The sequence below is a fragment of the Mesorhizobium sp. M0296 genome (assembly GCF_040321675.1).
Taxonomy (GTDB): domain Bacteria; phylum Pseudomonadota; class Alphaproteobacteria; order Rhizobiales; family Rhizobiaceae; genus Mesorhizobium.
In genome coordinates this window covers 93,330-116,381 of record NZ_JAMYRZ010000019.1, presented here as the reverse complement: position 1 = coordinate 116,381, position 23,052 = coordinate 93,330, and the positions used below count along the sequence as shown (strand labels likewise).

General features: G+C 57.7%; 26 protein-coding genes. 12 read left to right on the top strand and 14 right to left on the bottom strand.

The window, feature by feature from the left end; translation table 11 throughout:
- The first annotated feature begins 71 nt into the window (after positions 1-71).
- From NKI97_RS19430 to NKI97_RS19420, 3 genes are read left to right on the top strand one after another with little or no spacing between them, the layout of a single operon-like run.
- Positions 72-473 carry a MobC family plasmid mobilization relaxosome protein gene (locus tag NKI97_RS19430; RefSeq protein ID WP_352836030.1) on the top strand — a complete coding sequence of 134 codons (402 nt, stop codon included), beginning with the start codon at positions 72-74 and terminating at the stop codon, positions 471-473.
- A 3-nt stretch (positions 474-476) separates the two neighbouring features.
- Entirely contained in the window at positions 477-2,981 is a 2,505-nt protein-coding gene (locus NKI97_RS19425) for a relaxase/mobilization nuclease domain-containing protein (protein WP_352836028.1), read from the top strand.
- Between the two features lie 9 nt (positions 2,982-2,990).
- Positions 2,991-3,200, top strand: coding sequence for a hypothetical protein (locus tag NKI97_RS19420; RefSeq protein WP_352836026.1), 210 nt, complete (start codon positions 2,991-2,993; stop codon positions 3,198-3,200).
- A gap of 24 nt (positions 3,201-3,224) precedes the next feature.
- Here the strand turns inward: NKI97_RS19420 and NKI97_RS19415 are convergent, their stop codons facing one another.
- From NKI97_RS19415 to NKI97_RS19355, 13 genes are read right to left on the bottom strand one after another with little or no spacing between them, the layout of a single operon-like run.
- Positions 3,225-5,321: a type IV secretory system conjugative DNA transfer family protein gene (locus NKI97_RS19415; RefSeq protein WP_352836023.1), complete on the bottom strand. Its 2,097-nt coding sequence runs from the start codon at positions 5,319-5,321 to the stop codon at positions 3,225-3,227.
- Positions 5,318-6,346 carry a P-type DNA transfer ATPase VirB11 gene (virB11, locus tag NKI97_RS19410; RefSeq protein WP_352836021.1) on the bottom strand — a complete coding sequence of 343 codons (1,029 nt, stop codon included), beginning with the start codon at positions 6,344-6,346 and terminating at the stop codon, positions 5,318-5,320. Before virB11 ends, NKI97_RS19415 begins: the two co-directional genes overlap by 4 nt.
- Positions 6,327-7,547 carry a type IV secretion system protein VirB10 gene (gene virB10 / locus NKI97_RS19405; protein ID WP_352836018.1) on the bottom strand — a complete coding sequence of 407 codons (1,221 nt, stop codon included), beginning with the start codon at positions 7,545-7,547 and terminating at the stop codon, positions 6,327-6,329. Before virB10 ends, virB11 begins: the two co-directional genes overlap by 20 nt.
- Positions 7,544-8,356 carry a TrbG/VirB9 family P-type conjugative transfer protein gene (locus NKI97_RS19400; protein ID WP_352836015.1) on the bottom strand — a complete coding sequence of 271 codons (813 nt, stop codon included), beginning with the start codon at positions 8,354-8,356 and terminating at the stop codon, positions 7,544-7,546. Before NKI97_RS19400 ends, virB10 begins: the two co-directional genes overlap by 4 nt.
- On the bottom strand, positions 8,353-9,069 hold the full coding sequence (locus NKI97_RS19395; RefSeq protein WP_352836012.1) for a VirB8 family type IV secretion system protein: 717 nt from the start codon (positions 9,067-9,069) through the stop codon (positions 8,353-8,355). Before NKI97_RS19395 ends, NKI97_RS19400 begins: the two co-directional genes overlap by 4 nt.
- A gap of 35 nt (positions 9,070-9,104) precedes the next feature.
- On the bottom strand, positions 9,105-10,136 hold the full coding sequence (locus NKI97_RS19390) for a TrbL/VirB6 family protein (RefSeq protein ID WP_352836009.1): 1,032 nt from the start codon (positions 10,134-10,136) through the stop codon (positions 9,105-9,107).
- Positions 10,137-10,152: 16 nt separating this feature from the next.
- Positions 10,153-10,377 (bottom strand): hypothetical protein, encoded by a 225-nt coding sequence (locus NKI97_RS19385; protein WP_352836006.1) that lies wholly within the window; start codon positions 10,375-10,377, stop codon positions 10,153-10,155.
- Positions 10,367-11,068 carry a type IV secretion system protein gene (locus NKI97_RS19380; protein WP_287159875.1) on the bottom strand — a complete coding sequence of 234 codons (702 nt, stop codon included), beginning with the start codon at positions 11,066-11,068 and terminating at the stop codon, positions 10,367-10,369. The genes NKI97_RS19385 and NKI97_RS19380 overlap by 11 nt, the downstream gene beginning before the upstream one ends.
- A 10-nt stretch (positions 11,069-11,078) precedes the next feature.
- Positions 11,079-12,167, bottom strand: coding sequence for a lytic transglycosylase domain-containing protein (locus tag NKI97_RS19375; RefSeq protein ID WP_352836004.1), 1,089 nt, complete (start codon positions 12,165-12,167; stop codon positions 11,079-11,081).
- Entirely contained in the window at positions 12,164-14,575 is a 2,412-nt protein-coding gene (locus NKI97_RS19370) for a VirB4 family type IV secretion/conjugal transfer ATPase (protein WP_352836002.1), read from the bottom strand. Before NKI97_RS19370 ends, NKI97_RS19375 begins: the two co-directional genes overlap by 4 nt.
- Before the next feature lie 3 nt (positions 14,576-14,578).
- Entirely contained in the window at positions 14,579-14,878 is a 300-nt protein-coding gene (locus tag NKI97_RS19365) for a VirB3 family type IV secretion system protein (RefSeq protein ID WP_352835999.1), read from the bottom strand.
- 1 nt (position 14,879) lies between these two features.
- Complete coding sequence (locus NKI97_RS19360; protein ID WP_352835997.1) at positions 14,880-15,230, bottom strand: TrbC/VirB2 family type IV secretion system protein; 351 nt, start codon at positions 15,228-15,230, stop codon at positions 14,880-14,882.
- Between the two features lie 12 nt (positions 15,231-15,242).
- Complete coding sequence (locus NKI97_RS19355; protein WP_352835994.1) at positions 15,243-16,193, bottom strand: lytic transglycosylase domain-containing protein; 951 nt, start codon at positions 16,191-16,193, stop codon at positions 15,243-15,245.
- Between the two features lie 159 nt (positions 16,194-16,352).
- Here NKI97_RS19355 and NKI97_RS19350 point away from each other — a divergent pair, with 159 nt between their 5' ends.
- The 7 genes from NKI97_RS19350 to NKI97_RS19320 all read left to right on the top strand — a co-directional run bounded on the left by NKI97_RS19350 (position 16,353) and on the right by NKI97_RS19320 (position 19,811).
- On the top strand, positions 16,353-16,961 hold the full coding sequence (locus NKI97_RS19350; RefSeq protein ID WP_352835992.1) for a hypothetical protein: 609 nt from the start codon (positions 16,353-16,355) through the stop codon (positions 16,959-16,961).
- Positions 16,958-17,497 (top strand): thermonuclease family protein, encoded by a 540-nt coding sequence (locus NKI97_RS19345; protein WP_352835990.1) that lies wholly within the window; start codon positions 16,958-16,960, stop codon positions 17,495-17,497. The genes NKI97_RS19350 and NKI97_RS19345 overlap by 4 nt, the downstream gene beginning before the upstream one ends.
- Positions 17,494-18,189: a thermonuclease family protein gene (locus tag NKI97_RS19340; RefSeq protein ID WP_352835987.1), complete on the top strand. Its 696-nt coding sequence runs from the start codon at positions 17,494-17,496 to the stop codon at positions 18,187-18,189. The genes NKI97_RS19345 and NKI97_RS19340 overlap by 4 nt, the downstream gene beginning before the upstream one ends.
- Positions 18,190-18,594, top strand: coding sequence for a hypothetical protein (locus tag NKI97_RS19335; RefSeq protein WP_352835985.1), 405 nt, complete (start codon positions 18,190-18,192; stop codon positions 18,592-18,594). It begins immediately after the preceding gene.
- Between the two features lies 1 nt (position 18,595).
- Positions 18,596-19,147 carry a hypothetical protein gene (locus NKI97_RS19330; protein WP_128169478.1) on the top strand — a complete coding sequence of 184 codons (552 nt, stop codon included), beginning with the start codon at positions 18,596-18,598 and terminating at the stop codon, positions 19,145-19,147.
- A gap of 199 nt (positions 19,148-19,346) precedes the next feature.
- Positions 19,347-19,580 carry a hypothetical protein gene (locus NKI97_RS19325; protein ID WP_352835981.1) on the top strand — a complete coding sequence of 78 codons (234 nt, stop codon included), beginning with the start codon at positions 19,347-19,349 and terminating at the stop codon, positions 19,578-19,580.
- A 57-nt stretch (positions 19,581-19,637) separates the two neighbouring features.
- Positions 19,638-19,811 (top strand): hypothetical protein, encoded by a 174-nt coding sequence (locus NKI97_RS19320; RefSeq protein WP_158302502.1) that lies wholly within the window; start codon positions 19,638-19,640, stop codon positions 19,809-19,811.
- A gap of 71 nt (positions 19,812-19,882) precedes the next feature.
- Here the strand turns inward: NKI97_RS19320 and NKI97_RS19315 are convergent, their stop codons facing one another.
- Positions 19,883-20,260, bottom strand: a complete 378-nt coding sequence (locus tag NKI97_RS19315; protein ID WP_352835978.1) for a hypothetical protein — start codon at positions 20,258-20,260, stop codon at positions 19,883-19,885.
- Positions 20,261-20,383: 123 nt separating this feature from the next.
- Between NKI97_RS19315 and NKI97_RS19310 the strand changes: the two genes are divergently transcribed.
- Together NKI97_RS19310 and NKI97_RS19305 are read left to right on the top strand one after the other, a co-directional pair.
- Positions 20,384-21,997, top strand: a complete 1,614-nt coding sequence (locus tag NKI97_RS19310) for an RcgA family putative transporter (RefSeq protein WP_352835977.1) — start codon at positions 20,384-20,386, stop codon at positions 21,995-21,997.
- Complete coding sequence (locus NKI97_RS19305) at positions 21,987-23,012, top strand: RcgR family putative quorum lactone hydrolase (protein ID WP_352835974.1); 1,026 nt, start codon at positions 21,987-21,989, stop codon at positions 23,010-23,012. Before NKI97_RS19310 ends, NKI97_RS19305 begins: the two co-directional genes overlap by 11 nt.
- Positions 23,013-23,052 lie beyond the last annotated feature (40 nt).

Below are 23,052 nucleotides of genomic sequence, written 5' to 3'. Positions count from 1 at the left end.
TTTTCCCGACGATCGAGGGACCAGCCCTCGATGCCTGCCGCAAGCGCCAGTGAGGGGAGCGCCAAAGGGAAATGAACGACGGGAAATTTGACGTCCGGCTCGAGGCGAACCGGAAGGAGCGGATGGTGCACGCCCGCGTCAGCGCGGGCGAGTATGCGGCGATTGAGAAAGCCGCGAAGGCGGCCGACATGTCGGTGTCCGGATTCTTCCGGTCGCTGATCCTAGAGGGGGCGGGTGACAGGCCGATGCTGACCGAGGAAGACCGCCTCGTGATGGCGCTCCTTCTCGAAGACATGCGCGCGATCGGCGTCAACCTGAATCAGGTCGCACGATCGATAAACAGCGGCAAGAGCGTTCATCCGAGCGAGCTCGACATCAATCTTCAGAACGTGCAGCGCATCCAGGCGGCCGTGATGACCGAGCTGCGCTCGCTTGCGAAGCGCGCCGGCCACAGGCGGCGTGGGGAGGGGTAAGCGTTGGAAATCTTCTTCGGCACCTTTACGAGCGAATGGGAGCAGCGGCGGGCCGCTTTGCTGCACGAGCTTTCGCTTGGCGGTCAGCGTCGGTCGTTGGCCGAGGAAGAACTGCGGAAGCGCATGAAGGCCTTCGAGCTTGGCGCTGCCGGCGCCGGCGGAGGTGCTGCCAATCCGGGGGCGAGGCGGGCTGCCGCAAAGACGCACTATGCCGCTGTCGCACAAGCTGCGGGGGCCGCGCGGCCGATGGAGGTTCGGCTTCAAGCGGTTGCGCAAGGCAGTCAACCGGCTGTCGTCAAAATGGCGTCCTACGGGGGAGGGGCGCGAGTCGGAGCGATGCTGAATTATGTGTCGCGGGGCGGCGAGCTCGCGGTCGAGAACGAGAATGGCGAGCGCATCCGCGGTCGTGGAGATCTTGCGAGCCTACGCGGCGATTGGGACCATCTGTTCCAGAACCGCACCGAGAGCCGCGATATAGCCGGCTTCACCGTGGAAATCACGGCGACTGTCTATGCGTCGGACATTCAGATGCACGAGCTGGTGCGCAATACGCTGAGCAGCGGTTTTACCGATCGGCGTTTCGCATACGCGGTCAACAGGCAGGTCAACGGCTCATTGACGGTGGAAGGATTTGTCGTGCTTAGAAGCGGGCAGGGGGAGCGCCTGACTGGCGACGACAAGGCCGCGAGCATCATCCAGTCCCGGTACGACAACAGCGACGCGGCACGCGAAGCTGCGGCGCGATTCGTATTTCAGGGCTACGGCAATGGTGTCGAGTATGGCGCGAGCAAATTGCGGAGCCTGGTGGAACGGTACGGCGGCGACGTTCGCGATGATCGCGGCCAGTTGATTGCCAACGACGAGAACGCCGGCGACCTGGTGCAGAAGGAATGGCGCGGAGAGCTGCACAGCAGGAAAAGTCGGGACGTCATGCATCTGATCATGTCGGCCCGGGCTGGCACGGATGTCGAGGCCTTCTATGGCGCTGTTCGCGATTTTCTAGCCGATCAGTTCGGCGGGCATCGCTATGTGTTTGCGATGCACGATCCGGCCCATGACCCGAAAGAGGAACGGCAGGGCGGTAAGCGGCCGCATGTGCACGCCCATGCGGTCATCACGATGCGATCGGAATCCGGCGACCGGATAGAAACGACGCCGGCCGTATTCCGGCAATGGCGGGCTGCTGTGGCTGAGAAGGCCCGCGAGCATGGCATCGCGATGGAAATGACGGATCGACGCGAGTTCGCCAGCCCGCCGGCGTTTACGAGCAAACAGGTGCGGCCGATCAGCAGGGAAGGTCGGACGGAGCATGTAGGGACAAGCGAGGCGGCGCAGGCTCGATACGACGCAAAGCGGAGCGGGCGGAGAACATACGCAAAGAGCGAAAGGAGCCAACAGTATACCAAAAAGGCAAAGCAAAACTGGGAGAAGGTTGCACTCGCGAGCGGTGATCAACGCCTCATCGCCTACGCTGTTCAGCAGCGTGACCGCTTGAGTTCCGGGCTGTCGGTTGACGGCGCGGAAACGACTTCGAATGTCGTGCATGCCGATTTCGGGTCAAATTTCCGCGCCAATCTGGTAATATTGCAGAAACTGGTTTTGGAGGGTGAAGAATTGCGCGAGGCATCACGGGTAGAATTCGAGGCGTATGAAAAGAAAGTTGAAACAGCCCTGTTCAATCTGGAGCGAAGCGTAGGCCCCGATGAGCGGGCCGACTTCGATGAAGTGGCGACATTGGCGCGCGAACACGTCAATCAGCGCCGCGAGCTGGTGGAACTATATGAGCAGCGCAACGAAGTGCGGGCCGAGCAGAAGCAAGAAGACCAGGCGGAGGCCGAATGGCAGGCAGCCGTCGCCCAGGACGGCGATGTCGCGGTTGATGCTGGCAACGACGTCCTCTCGGTTCAGGATCACAGCTCCGATCTGATCGAATCCAGTTCTGCTGAAAAACGGCAAGCCGCAATGGAACAGCCGCAAATGCCGAAAGAGGAATTAGAACGGGCCGTTCAGGCCGAGATTGATCGGCTCAAAGCAGAAGGCTACAGCACCGCATACATTTGCGAACGGAGTCTGGAGATCGAGGACGGTGTTCGCCAGCGGTATGCCGAGGCCATGCAGAACCCCGACAATCCCGATCTTGTCGGCGCAGCTAAAAATCGGGAGGCGCTGATTGCTGGCGCCGAAAGGGTAGGGGAGCAGTCAGCAGAGCAAAAGGACAAGGCCCCGACGAATGCCGATGCCGTCGTCGAACAGCAGCGCGAGCCTCGTCCCGAGGAGCCGGAGCGCCAGCCAATCGATCCGGATGCGCGCGAGGCGCACGAACTCGCATCAACAGTCGACGCTACAAATCGGAGACAGGATCGGGTAAGCAAGGGAAAGGAAGCCACACAGCGCGGCGGCGAGACGACGCGCACCGACCCAGCACAGCAGCATATACCGCGGCTTGAAGAGCTGGAGCGCGACGAAATTGAACGGAAGGAACGCGACCGCGACGAGCGGGAACGTTAAGCGAGCACGATGCTGAACAACAGGCAGGACTATGTAATCCAGACCAACGATCCGAAGGGCGACGAAGGCTTCGGCAAGGGCCTTGGCGTGGTCATCTGCCTCGTGTTTGTGTTTGGCGTGATCCAGATCGCTTATGAGACGGTTGTCGGCTGGCATCAGTTGATTGTGCAGTGGGGCGGCGAGACCGCCGCGTTCATCGCCAGCTTTTGGCCGTTCTAGAGGAAGCTGGCCGCCAGGAAGCTCTTAAGCTTCAGCGGCCAGGCCAACGTCGACGGGATCAGGAACCGTCGCTGAGAATATATCCAGATAATTCTTTCGTGTTGTCGGGGAGCGGTCACCGAGCTTCTCGACTTTCTGCGCAACCGTCGCCTTCAGTCGTTCGGCGCTAGGTTTTAAGCTCTCTTCGACCGTCTTAATGCGCTCCTCGATTGCCGCAACGTCGCGTTTCGACGTTTCGGCGCCGGCGCCGGAATTGCTCTTGGTTGGTTTTTTTCGTGCGTCGATCGCCTTGCGGTTGACCACACGAGCGGAAGAACTAGCCGGCCGTCCGAAATCCGATTCCGGCTGTTTGTCGTCGGCGGCCGAGGCGGTTGCTTGCGCCTTCGCCGGCGTCACGACTTGGACTGTTTCGTCAGTCGGATTGCTATCGCCTGCATACTCTTCTGTCAACGCCGGTACCGGTTTGACGGGCAGGTATTCGATGGACGGGACTTCCGGCACGTGCGCTTGTGAGAAAGCCTCAGCAGCCTTGAAGGGCTGTGTCTCGAAAAATCGAAGTTTGTCACCAAAGATCGGCCTCTGGCCTTCGATGAGCAGAACCATCTTACGTTCGGGCATCTGCCGGATTTCTTGCGGCATCATCAGATCGCGTTCGCGAATCTGTTCGACCTTCGTGCGGCGAGGCAGGCCAAAAAGCTCAATGGTGCGCGATTCCGACTGATAGCGAATTGTGCGCTTGCCGAGCGCACGAGAGGCGTATTCGGCAGTTGCCTGGTCGTTGGCGCCAAGCACGAGCTGATAACCACAATTGCCGAGCAGTGAGTGCCTGGAGGTCTCTCCATAGATTTCGTCGAGGTTCTTGAGGTCCTGAATGATGAAGGCGAGCTTGATGTTGTAGCCGGCCACATAGGGTAGCTTTGTCATAATCTCGTCCATCTTCTTTAACTGTCGGAACTCGTCGAGCAGGAAATAGACGGGCAGGGAATTGGGGTCGTGCTCCAGGGTGAGGATGTCCATGGTCTGCTGCACGAACAGCGTCAGGAGAGGACGCAACAGCGTGATGTCAGTGATGTTGGGCGCGAGGTAGATCGAGATCGGCCGGCGCTTGAGCGCCCGTAAATCCATATCGGTTACATTCGTGGCGGCTACGATGCGCTCGTTTTTGAAGGGCCGCATGGCCTTCTGAATATCCAGCAAAGCAGAGGCGGCGGCCCGTTCTGACAGCGCGAGATAGGCATTGAAGCTTTCCATGGTGAACTTGGAAAGGTATGGCTCTCTCGCCTTGATGAACTTCATCAGCGCCTGGAGGTCGACGCCGCTATTGATGAAGGAATTGACTTCGCCGAGGTTGCGCCGGCCATTGTAGTGCGGGCTCTCCAGAACGTAGCTGATGGCGCCCGCCATCACTTGCTGTGCCGTGGCCTGCCATACCGAATTCTCGGATTCGGTGTTCTCCGGGACAAGGATGCTCGCCATGTTTTGGATATCCGTCGTCCGCGTTCCGCGCTCCTGGCGCACGAAGTCGAGCGGATTGTAGCGGTTGGTGGCTTCCGATCCCGGCGCAAATAGAAAGACCTGGCTTCCCTTGCGGCGGCGATATCCGGCAGTGGCCTTGAAGACTTCGCTCTTCAGATCGGTGACGATCATCGACCCTTCGTGCAGGAGGGCGTTGGGAATGACGTAGCCAGCACCCTTACCGGATCGAGTTGGACCGATGATGAGATGGTGACGATCATCCTTTGTGCGGAGGATCTTGCGACCGAGGCGGCCGAAGATGTGTCCCTGCTTGCGAAACCATCTGCCGCGTCGCAAGGCGGCAATGTCCTGAAAAGCGGCGTCGCCGAGCGGGTTGCTTGGCGATTTCAAGCCAAGATAGGCCGCCAGGCCGCCGGCGAACAAGCTTGGCAGGAGCGCGACGAGCGCGACCTTCTGCAGGGTATGGCTGCCCTTGTAGAGCCAGAATTGTTGAACAGGCACGAAAGGATTGGTGGTGATCGTCGTTTCGAGAATTCGGCCGTCCTTATAGACGAGCTGCAAGCCAAGTCCGTAAGTGAGGGTCCAGACGGCGAAAACTATTCCGGCGCAGAAGAGAAGATAGAAGGCCTGATAGCCCTTGTTCATGTCTCGTCTCGGGCAAAGAAGATTTCCGAAACGCCCCGTTTTCCGCCGTCGCGGCGCAACTGGATAACGATCGGGATGACCATTTGGATGTATGACATTAGATCCTGCTTGGAGTAGCCCGACGACATTCCGGCCTGCTGCATCATCATGGCGAGTTGTTCATAGGCGCCCATCGGTGTATCCGCATGCACTGTCGACATGCTGCCCGGATGGCCGGTGTTGATGGCGCGCAGGAAGGAAAAGGCCTCGGCGCCACGAATTTCACCGACGAAGAGTCGGTCCGGTCGCATCCGAAGCGACGCTTCCAACAGGTTCTGGATCGTCACGTCTGCGGTGCCCTGGTCGCCCTTCGAGGCAATCAGATGCACCTTGTTCGGCTGAGGCGGAAATAGCTCGCGCGTGTCCTCCAGCGTCAGTATCCGCTCATGCGGATCGACGCTTTTCAGGCATGCGTTGAGGAATGTGGTCTTGCCCGACGAGGTGCCGCCGCTGATTAAAATCGACACGCGCTTGGTGATCGCCGTATGGATGAAATCGTAGATACGGCTCGCGCGAAGGTGCGCGATCAGCTCCCGGTCGATGTCGCTTAGTCCGCCGACTGCGACCGAGACTTTGTCCAGTGAGCCGCTATCGCGGTACTCCTCGAGCGTGAAATTGTTCACGACCTGCTTTCGGATCGAGATCGAGCCGCCGTCCGGCGCGGCGGGAGGCAGCACGATCTGAATACGCTCGCCCGTCGGTAAGGCCGCGCTTAGAATAGGCTTGGCGCGGCTGATAAATTGATTTGTTGCCCCGGCGACGCGTTCCCCGATATTTTCGATTTCCGACGCCGTGAGCTGCTTAATTTCGTGAAATTCCATATGATCGGATCCCAGCCGTTCCACATAGACATGGCCGGGCTTGTTCAAGGAAATTTCGACCACACGCGGATCGTTGAGAAAGCCGCGGATCGGTTCGAGTGCCCGATCGAGAAAATAATAGGGATTGGTGGGCGATCGGCCCTTGTTACTGACCGCGACGTTCACGTTGTATTTCCTTCATCGCTTCTGTGACGGGATCGTCATACATGGCGCTGAAATCGAGATCCTGGCGCACATAGACGAAGATGCGTTCGCCTTGGCTGACACTGATTGTCGGCGGGATGCGCAGGTTTTCGCTCAAAGCCTGGTTAGCCATGTCGCTGAAGGTTTGCGCGATCGTGTCGCGCGCCAGCTCCTCGCCACGTTTGGCTTCATCATTATCTTGGCCGAAAGCTTCATCGCTTCCATAGCCGGTGAGGTAACTAGCACCTGCCCCGACAATCGACAGAACGATTGCGGAACCGAACCGCTCCCGCCATTTGTTGTCGACACGACCGGTCAATCCGGAGCGGCCAAGGCTGTCGGTGCCGATGGAGTTGAGGCGAACGGACACACCGTCATCGCGGAGAAGTCGGGTCCAGATGACGAAAATGCGTTTCTGACCCCTGACAACATCGGACTGATATTCGCCGATAAGCCGGGTTCCAGTCGGAATCAGGACGCGCCGTCCGTCAAACGAATAGACATCCTGAGATGTGATCGCGCGGATTTGGCCCGGAAGATCGCTGACGATCGCGGTTTCCAAAATGCCCGGAATTAGGGTGCCTTCAGGTACCAGCGCGTCGATACGTTTGATCTGCTTAGCCTTTGCCGACCGATCAGCCAGGCTTGACGCCGCCGCGAGGAATTTGCTGTTGCGGTCCTCGCCCGCGACACTCAGACTGTTGCCGTCGGCGCCACCGAGGCCGCCGGCGCTGTGCTCCTCGCGAGCCCTATCCAACGATATCAGCTTGGACCTATAGCGCTCCGGAAATTCTTCAGGCGGCGGCGCAGCTGCCGGTTCCGTGGGCGGTGCCGGGATGACTTCAGGCGGAGGCGGCACGTTAAATGTGGTCGTGTCGACCCTTTCCTGTACCGGCTCCGGAGGCGGCGGGATGTTGATCACGTCAGGTTCGGGTTGCGGCTCGGGCTTTTCTTCCTCGCGGACGAACGACGGTGGCCGGAACGTCGTGGTTCGGAATTCCTCGTCGCCTTCGGTTGTGCCGCGAGCTGTTTCCGTCGGCGTGGCAAGGACGAAGTAGGCTGCCACGGCGCCGCCAATCAACAAGGCTGCTCCGCCGAGGAGCTGGTTGCGCTTTGCGTTTTTGTTGCTGACGGCCGTTTCGTCGGCCGACATCATGGCTTCAAGCTCAGGTGTCCGGTTCATTTGTTACCGCTCCTCCAGCGCTTTTTGGCGACGCGATCAGGAGCCGGACCGAGGATATCAGGGTCCGGAGCGCCGAAATCAGGCTTCCGAAGGTTGAAGATGCACGTCCATTGATTGCCATCGCGCAGCGTGTATTGGGTCGCAACACCATCAACGACGAGGTATTCCCCTTCCTTGCGGAAGTTGCGCAGTGTCTCGGAAAAATCCGACTGCACGGCGAAGATCGCCGGCACACGCCCGGTGAATTTGAAAAAGGTCTTCTTGCCATCATCGAAAACCATCGAGGGCTTCAGCTTAGCGTCACCCGAAAACGAATAGTCGATGTTGACGTTTGCCTTGTCGATGTTCGAGATATTCGGATTAGCAGCGCGGTACTCAGCTTCTTTGCGCAGCGCCGCATTGAGGTCCTTTTCCGGGTAGACAAACCTGACGCCGAAGACCTTCTTGCCAGCGGCAGGCGGATTATCGTGAAGCTCGATGAAATAGATCCTCTTCGTCGTCACGACATTCATGTTCGTGGTGACGTTCTTGGCGATCGGCTTCACAAACAGGATGTTGCCCTTCTCTGAAGGCGCAACCTGCCAGCTCTCTGTGTCGCCAAGCGAGATCGTCTCGAAACGTTCATCTTCATCGAAAATGATCATCGTCGAAATGCCGTAGGTGGCATTAACCGTCACGACGTTGTTGGGCTGATAGACAACGCTTGTAACCCGGCCGTCGAGATTGCCCGGGCGTGGTGACTGTGCCGCATGGGCGTGAGTCATGATTGCGGCGAAGAACGCCGCTGAAAACAGGAGGTGTTTCATCATCCCTCACCTCCTGGGGTCACCGTCTCCTGGTCACGACGGTAGCTGAAGACCTGGAAGCCGAGGGGATTCTCAAAAAGCCACTGATTTTCTGTGGGAGTGTCGGTGTAGCGAAAACGCACGACCGAAATGTAGTGCCGCGTGATGGAATCCGTGTCGGATTTTTCCGTCGTTGAGAAACGGACAAGAGCCGTCGACGGCGGTTGGCTAGGATCGCTCGGCTCAGTGACCGCCACCGATTTGATGTCCACCGAAACCCGCTTGTTTTTTCCGTAGACTTTTGCGGGGTTATTCGAATTGGCGGCGCTATAAAGCTCCTGCAACTCCCGCGCGGCGTCGCCGGTCGACAACAAGGCGGCAATGCCGAAGTTCTGTTCGATCTCGTAGGGGTCATAGCCTTCGCGAGCGCGGATATAGCGCACGACATTGGCCTGGGTGACCGCCTTTTGTTCGGTGAGGTTGGCAGGCCTAGTCAGACCGCTTTTGACCTCCAGATAGCCGGTATTTTTGTCGACCACGACGACATACGGTTCGAAGCTCTTCAACGGGACCAGCAGCACCAGTGCTGCGAGCGCTAGCAGCGTGATCGCCGCGAAAATGATCGTCACGAACCAGGCAAGTCCGCGCGATCGCTTGGCCTTTTTTACGATCTCATATTCCCAACGATCGCCGTCTTGGAAATAGGTCCGTAGTGCAGTCTCTTTTGAATCTGACATTTTCGATCTAGCCCTTAGTTACTCTCACAAGCACCTCAGCGCGGCATGCTGTTGTTGCTTATTCGGTTCTGCATCGCCGCTCTGGCATTGGCGTCGCGGATGTTGCTGAGCATGCCGGCATGTGTGCGATCGCGAGCCTGAATACCGGCAGTGCCGACGAAGCCGGCAGCCCCGCGTGCGACATCGACCGCTTTCATCGGCGCGGTCACGCCGCTGTAGCGTCCAACAGCCCGCGCCACATTGCCAATGCCGGCGGCGACGCCACCGACAATGCCCTGCGCGAGAACCTGAATATTGATGAGGACGAACGCGCCGGCGCAGCACAGCAGCAGGAACGCCGAGACATCGCTGAGCTGAAGCCGGCGTTGACTGGCCGCGTTGGAGACTTTGGTCAGCTCAGGGTCCATCGCAGCGATCAGGAAAGCGGCCACGACATAGACGAAAAGCGGGATCAGCGCGTAGAGAAGCACCTGTTGGAACCACGAAACTCCGAGATTTCGCGTCTGCTCGAACAACATGCAGGCGATGAAGATCGGTGCCGTGCCGATCAGCACCCACATCATAACCTTTGCGAGAAGCAGGATCGCCAGTGCGACGGCGATGAAGACGGCGACGCAAAGCATGATCAGGAAGCCGACCATCGACGGCAAGACCGAGAAATAGCCCGACTGTTCCGCAAATGCGGATGCCGCTTCATTGGCGGTCCGCCAGATCATGGAAAGGCCGTTTGTTGGCTCGGTAATGCCGGTGCCTGTGGCGGTCAGGATCGCGCGGCCTACGTCTTCGGGCGTGTCGTTCAGCCAGGAATAGAAGAACGTGTTGAAATGGCTCCACTGGCTGATGAGGATCAGGATCACCATCATGCGAACGATGCGGCCGATGACATCGGCCACGCTGACCCGCGACGTTCCCATGAAGAGTTGGAGGCCGTAATAGGCGACATAGGCGAGAAACATGATGTTGAGCAGCGGCATGATCTCGCCGCTGACAATGCCGTATGCACGTTCAGAAAAATTCGCCCCTGACTGCTCAATCCTGTCTAGCAGATCGCCCAAGAAGTCCTGCATTTTTGCCCACCGTCCTTTATTCCGCCAGCATCGCGTCAATCGCCGCGAAGGCCGCCGACGGGTCGCCGTTGATAGACGACATCGGGCCGCAATCCTGGCGAGGATCAGCGGCATAGGACGTTAGGTTGGCAGGTCGCTTACAGGGAGCCGTCTTTTCCTTGACCGTGCCGCAGCCGACGATGCCGGCTGCGATCACGATGACCGACAGCAATTTGGCAGTTTTGATGGTCTTAGTTGCCACTGTAGGTGAGCGCCTTCTTTGAATTGGAGATATCGGTCAGACGGCGTTGATTGTCGGCCTGCAGCGAGGAGACGGCGCCATTCATCACGCCGACGAGTTCGTTGATCGTCAGGCCGGCTTGCACCTGAAGCTGCGTGTTTTGGTCAATCGAGCCCTTGATGTCCTGTGCCTTGCCGATGCTTTGTCCGGCCTGTTCAAACGCGCTCCGGCGCGTTGTCACTGCCTTTTGCGATCCATTGACCAAGGCAGCGACGCCAAGAACGGTTGAAACCAGCTCCTCATAGGATTTGTCGCTGGAAAAACCGCTGTTTGCCTTGCCGGACAGGCTTTTGACCAGCTGGAGACCGTTGATGAAGGTGGAGGCGACTTGAGAAATGTCGCCGCCAATCCCGCCAAAATTCGGCACGCCGCCCGACATCAGGCTATCGAAAGACGGCATTGAAGCGACGCTGAAACCATTGCCAACGGCAAGGTTTTGCATCTGGCCGGCTTCGCCGCCGCGATCGCCAGTGACCGCCTTCAAAGTATCCGTGACTGTCGTCAGAATGTCCTTGTTGGTGTTCAGGATCTTGTCGGTAGTGACCGACGTCTCTTTGGCGATCTTGAAGTTCGCGTTGTCGATAACCGGCACCTGGGCCGATGCCGCCGATGCAAGGAGCATCGAGCACGCAGTGAGAATGTAGCGCTTCATCGTAGTTCTCCTATTGGGGCTGCAGCTGAAGTTTTACGTTGGCCTCGCGTTCACGCTTCTGCACGCAGGCCTCTTCGATCGGGCTCCATTCGAGACCGGTGGGCGGGTCGCAAATGCCCGTCGTTTCGCGCGGCTTTTCGTCGTCCTTTTTCTTGACGTCGGCGGACTGCGACGATCCCGACACCTCGCTTGTCTGCGAGGTGTTCCGCGAGTTGAACAGGTCCGCCATGGTCGTTCCGAGTAGGATGACCTGGTTCATCATCTCCAGATTGGCGTTGCGGGCGCCCGAATTGTGGTCCCAACTGTCCTGAATGGTGCCGGCGTTGAGACCGCCCAGCTGTTGCAGCCAGGACGCCACATTGCCGGTGCTCTCCTGCGTGGCCTGACTGGTCGCCATGGCGTTGATCGTCGAATCCCGCATGCCTGTGTAGGCGCTGTCGCCGCCGCCATAGTTCAGCGGAATGTTGGCTCCGTTCGACCCCCCGAATGCCGGCAACCACTGTTGGGTGATCGTTTTGACGTAACCCTGTGTCTCCTTGAACGGAGGGATGCCGCCGTACTTTTGAACATTGCCATGACCGGCGTTATAGGCGGCCAGGGCAAGGTTCGTGTTGCCGCCAAACCGCTTGAGCTGCTGTTTCAGATACCGTGCGCCACCGCGCAGGTTCTGTTCGATATTGTAGGGGTTGACGCCGAGATCGCCGGCAGTTCCCGGCATCAACTGCGACAAGCCTATGGCGCCGGCTCCTGATTTGGCACAGGGGTTGAAACGGCTTTCCTGGTAGACGAGAGACATGAAGAGATTTTCGTCAACGCCCTCTTCGCGCGCCACACGCTTCACCAATCCGGCAATCTCCGGATTGGCATTGGCAGCGGACACCGGATCATCCTTGCGTCCCGGCCGGAACATCGAGCAGGTGACGCTTTTGTTGATCGAATTACGGTCTTTATCGACCTTTTCGATGTCGTTCGCTTTATCCTTCCGGATCGTCTTTTCCGTCAGGTTTGCGCCATCAATGACAGGGACGCCCCCTGCCCATGCAGGAACGGGAGCGGCAAGCGCTGTCATCATCAACCACAGAGCAGGACTTCTCTTCATTGACCCTTCTCCCATCCGCAGAATTCAGCCAGCCAGTTTTCCGGCTCATCGCCGTACTTTTCCCGTAGAGCGGCGCATTCCTCGATTGTCTTCTTGCGGCCCGAAAGGACCTTCACCACGTCCGGCATGGACGACAGATCGAGCCGGGCAATGACCGAGTCATTGCCGTGCTTCACGAGAAACGTGCGCTTCTCCGGTGGGGTGTTTTTGATGAAGTTGAATTCCTTCACCGTCAAGCCGAATCGCTTGATGTAGCTCTCTTCATCGGCGCGAGGGTTCGGGAAGTGGATGTTCGTTGCCGACTGTTCGATCAGGGTGTGCGAAGCCTTGGCCTTCGCGATGTCGGCCGCAGATTGTGTTCCGAAGCCCACAATGCCGTTGAGCTTGCGGATGGTCTTCATCTTGTCGACGATGAAATTACTGAATGTCTCGTCCTGCAGCAGCTGCCAGCCCTCGTCCATGAAGAACATGACCGGATCACCGTTCAGCAGTTCGTCGAGGCGATGATAGAGGTACATCAGCGCCGGCGTCCTCAGCTCTTCATTGCCGAGAATGCTGGTCATATCGAACCCGAAAACACTGTGCCCCGAGAATGACAGCACGTCGTGCTGTGCGTTGAAGAGCCAGGCCTTTTCGCCGTCGATCCAAGGCCGAAGGCGCGAATGCAGATCGTTTGCGTCAGCACGCGAACGACCGACAAGCAGGCCGGACAGATTCGGCAGGTTTCGTTCAGCCGCCGGCTCTTGCATCAGGCGCGTAAGCGCCTTCTCAAGCGTGTCTTCGTCCTCCTGGGTGAAGTCGCGGCGGTCGCTGGACCGCAGCATGGCTTTTAGGAGCCGCATCAGGAATTCGCGGTTGGGACCGGTGTTTTCGAGCTGGAGCGGGTTGAAGCCGGTCGGCGTCTCCGGCGACAGGACTTCATAGGAACCGCCGATGGCGCGCACGAAGATCTCGGCGCCGCGGTCCTTGTCGAAGAACACCGCTTTCGGAGTCGGATTGACGCGCATTGCTTGTGTGAGCAGGAAGGTTAATGCCACCGTCTTGCCCGAACCGGTCGGACCGGTCACCAAGAAGTGGCCGATGTCGCGCTGATGGAAATTGAACCAGTACGGCGTTTGCGACGTGGTTTCGAGAATGGTGATCGGGAGGCCCCAATGGTTGCCGTCAATCTGCCCCGTCGCGAAATTGTGCATCGACGATAGGCCGGAGAAATTGGCGCTCGACAGCATCGCCTTGCGGGCGATGTAGCTGCGATTTCCCGGCAGCTGTGCCCAAAAGCCGGCTTCAAGATTCACGTCCTCGCGCAGCCAATTGATGTTCATGTCAGTGAGGCAAGCCCCAAGCTCCGACACCGACTTGCTCACGCCCTGCAGATCGCGGGACAGGCACAACAGGGTCAGATGGTGAAAGCCGAATACCGCTTCCTGGTTCATCAGACTGTTGAGCGCGAAATCGATATCATGCTCGACCGAGCTTCCGGCCTCATCCGACGCTTGGATTTGCCGTTGGAGGCGGGTGATGCGCTCCTGTGCGATCGGCTTGTCCGCGATTGTGAAGGATTGCGTCAGAATGAATTCATGGTTGACCTGCAACAACCCGTCGAGCATGCCTGGCCCGGTGAACGGCGGATATTCCTTCACAGACAGCAAAGCTCCGAAACGGCTGTCTTCGTCGACCGCCGCCTGAGCCTGCATGGTCCGCTTGCTGAAGTGCAGCCGCGATGTCCCGACAAAGCTTCGTATGCCCATGCGCGGCAATCGCATCTTGCGCGGCACGCCACAGGTCAGGATCGTATTGAAAAACGCACACGGTTCCGAATACGGCTCCTTATCGCGATAGGCGATCCCGAGCGCGCGAGCACCGTATTTCTGGAGTTCGCGCGTGATGTTGGAGATCAGCTCCTCAAGCTCTGTGACATCCTCGCGTGTTTGCTGGTTCCGCACTTCTCGGTTGGCGCGATCGAGCAGCTTCTTGACCGAATCACCAATACCGAGAGCGCCACGCATCCCTGACCGCACGATGGTCAGATAGATTTCGTTCGTGAACATGCGCTTCTCACGCAATTGGTCCATATAGCGTCTGTTCAGCAGCTCGCAGAACGGTTCGTCGAACGCACCGCCAATCTCGGTCTCCACCTCACGGCGGATGACGGTTGACCAGAGCGAAAAGCGGCTTGAGCCAAGCGCGCGGATCATCGTGTTTTGCACGACGGACCGCATGTTGAGTTCGGCCTGGTCTTCCGTCTGGAAAAACAGGCCTTCTAACTTGATGACGCTCAGCAAGGAGCCGTTTTCCAGCCCTATCACCGTATCGGACACGTGCCGCAGGTACGGGATATGTGTGGACATAGGCCGCTCATTATGAGCGACCTTTCCAAATCCAAGCTCTTCTCTAACGATTTTCAGCATTGGTTACGGTCCGTAGGAATTGGTGCCCCAAAAGGTTTTGTTCCGGGTGCGGGGCGTCATCCGCGACGCCACCTGCAGCACGTCCAAAATCCTGCTGTCCCAAGCGCAAAGTGAAAAAAGGACGAGATACGCCGCCGGAGCGACCAACAACGCCCACAACGAGTTCGAAGCCAGCCAGCCAATGATCGTGACGCCGACAATGATGACGACCGCCATGTACGGCACGCCCCAAAGCGTCGGCGATCGGGTCAGGCCGATCACCAACGGGGCCAAGGCTGGCTTTTCGTCCTCGTACTCAGCCATTTTACTGACCGACGGCCGCTATCATTTCGTCGACGATCGACGGAGCGCCGAACACGAGACCGATACCCACGATCACGGCCCCAGCCGTGAACCATGATAGACGGCCGGCGAATGCCAGGAAGCCAAGACCGATCACGGCAATAATCGCCAGCAACCGGCCGAACGGACCGGTAATGAAATCGACGATCATTTGGACGGCCGTTTGCAGCGGCGCGAAAGCTCCGCTTCCGCCGCCGCTACCTTGCGCAAGCGCCATATCGGCGCCTGCAACCTGAATCGCCGCTGCCAGCCCGAGTAAGGCAGCCAGCTTCAGCGCGCTAATCCCCGTACCCTTATCCGCAAAGCACTTCATGCCTTCTCTCCTTCAAAAGTGCATCACACCGCCGACAAACTTGCCGGTTTTCTTCACGGCAATGACGCCGGCGTTGCCGTCATCACCCGCATCAGCGATCGCCGCAGGGGCGGCCGCTCTGGTCATTGTCCTGGCTGACGGCATTGCCAGACCGAGCTGGTAATTCACCACCTTGGCGACGTACCCGACCGTCTCTTTGAACGGTGGGATGCCGCCATGCTCATAAATCCGGTGCTCCCCGCTGTTGTAGGCAGCCGCCACCAGCAGAGGATTTTGAAACTCGTCGAGCAGCACGCGCAGGTACTTCATGCCGCCTTCGATGTTCTGCGCAGGATCGCAAACGTCTTCGACACCAAAGCGTGTTGCAGTGCCGGGCATCAGCTGCATTGGGCCGCGCGCGCCCTTGTCCGAATTGCGGGTCTGGTCAAATCCGCTTTCAGCCCAGGCAATGGCAGTGGCGAAAACTTCATCGACCTTATGCCGACGAGCCGTTTCCACGACCAAACTCTTGATTTCCGCAGGGCTTAGCGGGGACGGCCCACAATTTTGCACGTTTGCCGTGCTTGTGGCTGTCGGCGCGGCAACACCATTATGGGCAATCCCTCCATTCGCCAGCTTACCCATTTCGGTAACATTATTGGTAATCTTATTAGATGCAAAGCCAATCGCTACTTTACCAATAGGGTTATCTTGATCGGCCCCCGAGGGTGAGGCCGTTTCGGGTACGACCACGCCGTCAGAGCCAAGCACGAATTCACCGCTTGCGTTACCCCACCGGTTTGCGAAAATAGCGCTGATCGAAGCGTCATTGACCGGCGCCGCAGCTGCCATATTCGTAACAAATTCGGCTTGTTTCTGCGATTCTTGAGCCGTTGACGCTATTGGTCCAGCGGCACTTAAGGCTACAGCGCCTGCCATTACAGCCAATCGCGAAACACCTTCAATTCTAGCCCTTCTGATCATCGTCCCCCGCCTAACTTGCGGTGTTGAGATTGCAACGAAAACCGATTAAGTTCGTAGATGCATGATACCGATTTGGTGTAGTGATACAAGTTTTTGCACCATACTTAAACCCCCCTCTTGCGGGGAATCCAATGTCACCGGGATGGTTAGGGCTAGAAAATGAAACGTACCATCATCGCCACACTCGCTAGTTGCGTCATGGCAACACCGGTTTTGTCCGTGGAAGACATCAACAAGGATTACATCAAGTCGCTGGCTGCACCGGGCAAGACGGTGCTGGTCGTCGAGTATTACGACGGTTCCGGCAAGATCGTGGACCGCAAGGGATATGCGTCTCAGGCCGGTTACAAGGCCGTCTCCCCTACAGACTTTCGCGTTGATGAAAAAACAACGCTGCATCTTTTCGGGCTCGAGCCGTGTCAGGGCGAGATGGTCAACCGCAAGGAAGACTTTGCCGGGGCGTGCTCAGCATTCGCCCAAGAGCAGCTTCAGATCATGTTGAAAAGCCCGAAGGTGATTTTCTGCCGCGCGTTTGTGAGTGAGCAGAACGCCGCGAAGCAGAATGCGACCTGCTACGGCTACTACAACTACCCCGGCAGCCTCGACACTGTCGACATGTTCGAAGAACAGCTTTTGTCACTTGGAGCGCTTCGGCTCGCCAAGAAACCGGACGGAACATACGTCCGCCCGGATCTCGCCAAGGCCGAAGAAATCGGCAAGACGGGATCATACGGCATGTGGTCCGATCCACGGATAAAAACGCAATGAGACGGCTTCTCGCCCTTCTTAGCGTCGCGTTGACTCCGGCGGCAGTATCAGCCGCCCCGGCTGGCTATTTCGACCTTCAGCCAGGCATCACGCTCGAAACTGGCGATACGTGGGTTTCAGACGGACAGAAATACCGCCTCTTCGGCGTCCAATCCTGCCTACGTGGTACGGCCTATACCGACAAGAGTGGCCAAAAGCGCGACTGTGGCGATGCTTCGCTGGCCGTTTTCGCCGCCTACATCAAGGACACGAAACCGGTGTGTACTCCCGTGGCCAAGACGGCCGACCTCTCCTATGTCGTCTGCTACGCCACGGTGGGCAAAGACCGGCTCGACCTGGCTACAATGATGATTGCCAGCGGCTATGCCTTCGCTTCGCTCAACGCCGAAGGCCTGCCCTTTCATCCTCCCTATGCCGTTGCCGAACAGGACGCCCGCGAAAGGCGGGCTGGCTTGTGGCAGTTCCAAGACGTCCAACACCCGGCCGTCCTTCTGAGCCGCTCGGCCAACGAGCGAGCCAAGAAAGCAAAACAATGAAAATAACCGCCGTCGCTACGGTCATTGTTGCGGCAGCCATCGCGACCCCCGCGATGGCTGCCGACATCAGGAGCCCGGCTCCAGTCCGCCGTGAGCCGCGCGCCGTCGTGCCCGCTCCCGTCTACCCCGTCTTCAAAGGGCGCGTCGCCGTCATAGACGGTCGCACCCTCTGGTATCCCAAATTCGCTCAGGGAATTCGTCTCGCAGACATCGATGCTTGCGAGCTGCCCCAATGGGCGCTCAATCCGAAATGGGAAGACCGTGACCGCGTCAAAGCACCGCCACCGGTTCCTTGTGGTCCATTTGCCAAGGCCTGGCTCAAACGAACCGTCGGTAATAAATCCGTCGAATGCACCGTTCTCGGCTATGACCATGATGGCGTGCCATCCGCGCGATGCATCGTAACGGGCCGCGATCTCGCGCTCGGAATGCTCCGCGTCGGCTGGGCGCGGGTCGCAACCCCTTATCCCTACAACGGCCAGTACATCACCTATCAGCGTCACGCCATGGCGGCTCGTTACGGCATGTGGGCGACTTACGTTCTCGACATGAACGAGTGGCGACGTAAGGCCGTGGACAAGACCTTAGATCGCCGGCCAATCGCTGATTTCAAACTTCTTGCAGAACGGGAAAGCGAAATTTCGCCTCCCTTCGCCGACGCTCGCAAAAAACCGAAGAGGACAGACCGATAGTTGCCAGACTTCGCCCATATTGCGAACTCCATCGCAAACGATCCCTTGGCAAGCTTGTTGGTTGCCATTCCGATATCGTTCGCGCTGATCGTCCTTTCCTCACGAATCTGGTGGGCGCATGGCCCCTTTGCTGTGCTGCTGCTCGCCGTGTCGATCCTTTTTCAAAGTCAACGCAACCTCGCATTCGACAGCTTCCTGGTTGGGCTCTTTGCTTTCCCGCCACTGTGCCGGGACATCCTCAACCACCCGCTCCTGTTCCGCATAGGGATCTTCTGGTTCTCAGCCTTCGCGATCATCGCCGCCATCATCTACGCCGCCGGCGATCGAGCGCAGCCCTCCCTACCCATCGACAATTTCCATGTCGATTGGGCGACACCGGCAGTCACCATCGAGAGGACCACCTGACATGAAAAACCTGCTTTATGCCGCAGCCGGCCTAGCAGCCGTCGCTATCCTGCCTGCTACCGCCGCCAAGGCTCAAGATGCCTCCTGGGGTTGCCAAGTATTGCTCTGTGCTGCCTCGCAGAGTCCGTCCTGGCATGGCGTCTCCTACTGCGTTCCGCCAATGACGAAACTCATTCGCGCCATGGCGAAGCCAGGCTTCTCTTGGCCGATTTGCCACGAAGCAAAGGCTGGAGAACCTGGCCGCCAAGAGTACGCAGACTGCCCGGAAGGCTCGAAGGTCGGCTATAGCGAGCGGGGCAAGGAAGGCAATCGCCGCGTCCCCGATCAGTGCGTCAAGACCGTGAATGTCTGCAAATCGAGGTTTAACAGCCAGGCCGACAAAAATGGCCTCACTATTCCCGTTCGTCGCGCTGGTCGTGACAGTGACAACGGAAGCGATAGCTGCACTAAAGAAATTTCGTCAATGCGTCCCCGCCGCGCCGATCCCTGGTATTTCGACATCCCGAACGACCAAGGCGTAAAACAACGCCACTGGTTCAATTTGAATCTTTAGGTGAGGACTCCAGCGTGAACCAAAACGCACTTCTCGCGATTGCCGCCACCGTTGGCTTGTTGGCCGGCGCTGGCGGCACCTGGCTTGCGATGCCCGGCGTCGAAGCACAGGCACTTTCTAAGGCCGAACTCACAGCGGCTATTTCGGCCGATCCTTCGTGTGCCCTGTTCCGCAAGCCCCGATCGTCGAAGCGCCGACGGTGGATGAAGCACTGGCCGCCTTCAAGAAGGCACAGCAAGCTTCGCCGCTCGTTTGGGACCGCAACAACATGCCCGAGATCTCGCTTGCTCTCGGCCAGTGCGACAAGAACAGCAGCGGCCCCGGAGTTTCGTGCATGACATCAATCAAGATGTCACCACAGGCGCAGCCGCTGGATCGCGTTGTCGGGTTTGCAAAAGGTGCATCAGGCGAATGGATCGCTACCATCGACTAGCCGGCCTTCGCCGCCGTTCTCGAACGGCGAGGCCGACGAAAACAGGTGTTGCTGAAAATGGAAGACGAACTGCTCGACTACGCCACAGTCTGTGCGACAGGTCTGATCTGCCTCGTCATTGCCCTGCTTTTCGGCTGGAACTTCATCGCCGCTTTGATTTGGGGATGCTTGACCGGTGCCGTGCAGGCCGGTGCGATCAGGTTGATTCATGGAAGAGCAGATCGACTTTGACCCGCAAGCACCTGTGGCATGAAAAAGCCCGCTTTTCAGCTGGCTTTTTCACCACCATGATGGCGATCACCTCACCCAAAAGGTGCCGCCATCTCCATAACCGTCGCCATTTCCCATTCCTCGAGACGCTCCCGCCTCGCGATCAAATATGCCGCGATGTATACCAGCTTCCCGATGGAGTCCCGGTGATCGGCGGGCTGATACGCAATCACGTCGCGCCGCGCCGCGGCCTCGTCCAACGCGATCACGTCGCCAGCCCCGGGCCCCTTTTCAGTCTCTCGCAACGCTTTGGCCGCTCTTTGAGCTGCGACATGTCGTTCGGTTATGTCGGCCAGGGTGCCGAGCCGCGCCCCAGCATTAATAGCCGTGCGATTCTGCCGAGTGAAATGGTTGACTCCGGATAGGTCATTTGAAGATTTTCCTAGGCTCAGCATGGCTTCATTCCTCATGCGGGCACACTCCGCCCCAGCCACCCCGGCCAAACTCGAGTTGATAAAAACGTTGATCAAGGACGAGAGCACGATAGGATACGAAGGCCAGCGAAACGAAACGAAAGCAGCGCCTGTAAGCCATTGATTAAGAATGGAAAAATATTTCTCCCTCCGCCGGGAGACGAAAGTGATTTCAAAGAAATATTCAAGCGGCTGGCCGCGGCGGGTGCTGGTAGGCCGTTGGGCAAGGACGGGTTTCCTGCAGGCCCATGGACGCCCGAGCTTCTCGCAGAGGCGATTTCACAGATCGATTCCAACCGGATTGGGGTCGATCTGCGAACGGTGCAGCTTTGGTTTCAAGAGAACGAGAAGGGAATTAGCACTGCCAATATTCGTTGGCTGGCGAGGGTTTTTGGGTGCGATGATCCGGTGGCAACCAGCGAATGGCAGATGGAGCTTAGTGCGGCGCAATCGCGGTTATCGGCCAAGAGACGAGAATGGAAGAGAGCCGGAAGCAGCGTCGCACAGGTGATTCCAGATACAGCACTGGCTGCGACCTTCGATGACGACACAGCGTCTCCGGCAGAGCTAAAACGGGATACTGACGCCAAGGGGCCGAGGCGGCGTTTTAGTTTGGCGAGGAAATCGGAGGCGTTTTTTAGTCACGGATCTCCCCTGAATTTACCGGCGTCGGTGTTTGCCGGCATGACCGCCCTCGGCTTTTTGTCGTACATCATTGGTATCCACAACGTCACCTACGAGCGAGCGGACGGGCTCGTTAAGCAGGTTGGATTCCTTTGGGCCGCAAATTGGACACTCGACTTTATGGTGTTCTTACCGCTGTTTTTCTTCTTCGTTATAGAGTTGCTGGTCTTCTGGAAAAGTGAGGGGCGCAGAAAGCTCGCAGCGCAGGGCGATCAGGTGGAAAGCGACGACGCCTGGTTGCGCAACGTTGACGCTTCCTCGTACACATATTGGTCGGTTTTTTTGATTTGCTTGCTGTTCGCGGGTCTTTTTCAATGGATCGGCGTGTCCTTGATCCCGTTGATGAAGGGGGGTGGCAACTATGCAGTGGATTGGGGAAAAATAGCTCTTGTGCGTCCTGAGGTCATATCTGTCCCCGAAACAGTCGTTTTTACGGGGTTCGCTTATCTATACATGTGCCTAGTGTTTTATCTTTTCTTCGCAGGTCTCATTTTGCTCTATACGGTTGTTCATGATCTTTGGAGAATTGGAGACGGATTGAAGAAGCTGCCGCATGTTGATCATCAGCAAGAGCTCAATGAAGCCGGCCTCATAGTGATGCGTGGGGTTTTTCGGTGTACTGTTTTGGGGGTTCTGGTCGCCATATGGATGAAGGTCCAAAGCTCTTATCTGGCATCCAGTGGTGAGAATATTGTGGGGTGGTTGGTCGGCGATATGTCTTCGATGTTCCAAGGTCGGAATGATGTGAGCACCGGGTTCCGCTATCGTATGCCGACGCATTACAGCAGCCTTCTTATCGTTATTTCGACCTGTTTTGTATTTCTGTATGGCTCCATCCGATTAGGTGTCGGAGGTCGATTTCATGCGCCTTTGTGGAAGATGTCGGCGGTCGTGGCGTTACTTGTTGTCAGCTACTTGTTGATCGACGCGTTTGCCGGCTTTTCGACCCTTCTGGCCATTTCAGTGCTAGTCGCACTATACGGCCTGTTCGATCCAGGATTAGGCCGCTGGCGAGCGAGCGAGTTAGGAAACAATCAGAGTGTTTCATAGTTGGCTCGATCGTTGGGACGAACGCCGGGCCCTTCGCGGAGAGGAAGGGAAGAAACCAACGGATTTCGTCCTTGACGCGGAATGCGCCTTTCCAGGTGCGAAGAAGATAACAAGTATCGAGGAGTTTTGTGTCCTTGCCGACCAGGCCGTGGCTGATCCAGCCTTTTTCGATGAGCCGAGCGGGAGCGATCAGGGTTTTGAAAGGCAAGACGGGTGGCTCAAATGTCCATCGGACATTTCTACTGACATCGAAGAGAACAATGTAGTCTGGGCGAAAATCACAGAAAGCGGTTCGTTCGATCAGGCGATGGTGATTTTTCACCATTGGAATGCGAGCGCCCGGAATCGTCAGATTGCCAACTTTTTCTCGCAGCGTGGCATCACGGTTGTCGAGATTGCTATGCCTTATCACTTCGAACGCAGCCGTCCCGGCTCCGTGCACGCCGACTATATGCTTAGCCCTAATCTCGGTCGAACGATCCAATCTGTAAGGCAGGCAGTGTTGGATGGGCGAAAACTCATGCGTTGGTTGAATAGCGAAGGCTATCGAGAAATTTCGGTTCTCGGAATGAGCTTAGGTTCCTGGGTTGCGGCCATAGTCGCGGCACACGACTTGGCTGTGTCTAAGGCCTCGTTGTTTCTGACGGCGGGGAGCCTAGCGGATATGGTATGGACGGGCCGCGCGACACGATTGATACGTGATAGCCTTGAGCCTGAGATTGAGCTGACCGATCTCAGAAGAGCCTGGGGTCCACTTAACTTGGAGAATTACGCACATAGTTTGGCACGGCCTGATCTCGATCTTCACGTTGTGTTGGCTAGGAGAGACAAAGTGGTGTTGCCAGAGCTATCGGAGAGGTTCATGCAGAGCCTGAAGGACGCCGGAGCTAGGCCAAATATTTTGAAATTAAACTGTGGTCACTATTCGCTCGCCATGCCGCCTTACATTTTGTTGGCCGGTTTGAGCTTGAAGCGGTTTCTGTCGTGTGCTGACAAGTCGGCCCGGCGAGCATGAGTTTGGCGTTGGCCGGTCAGTTCACCAGCAAATTCTCTGG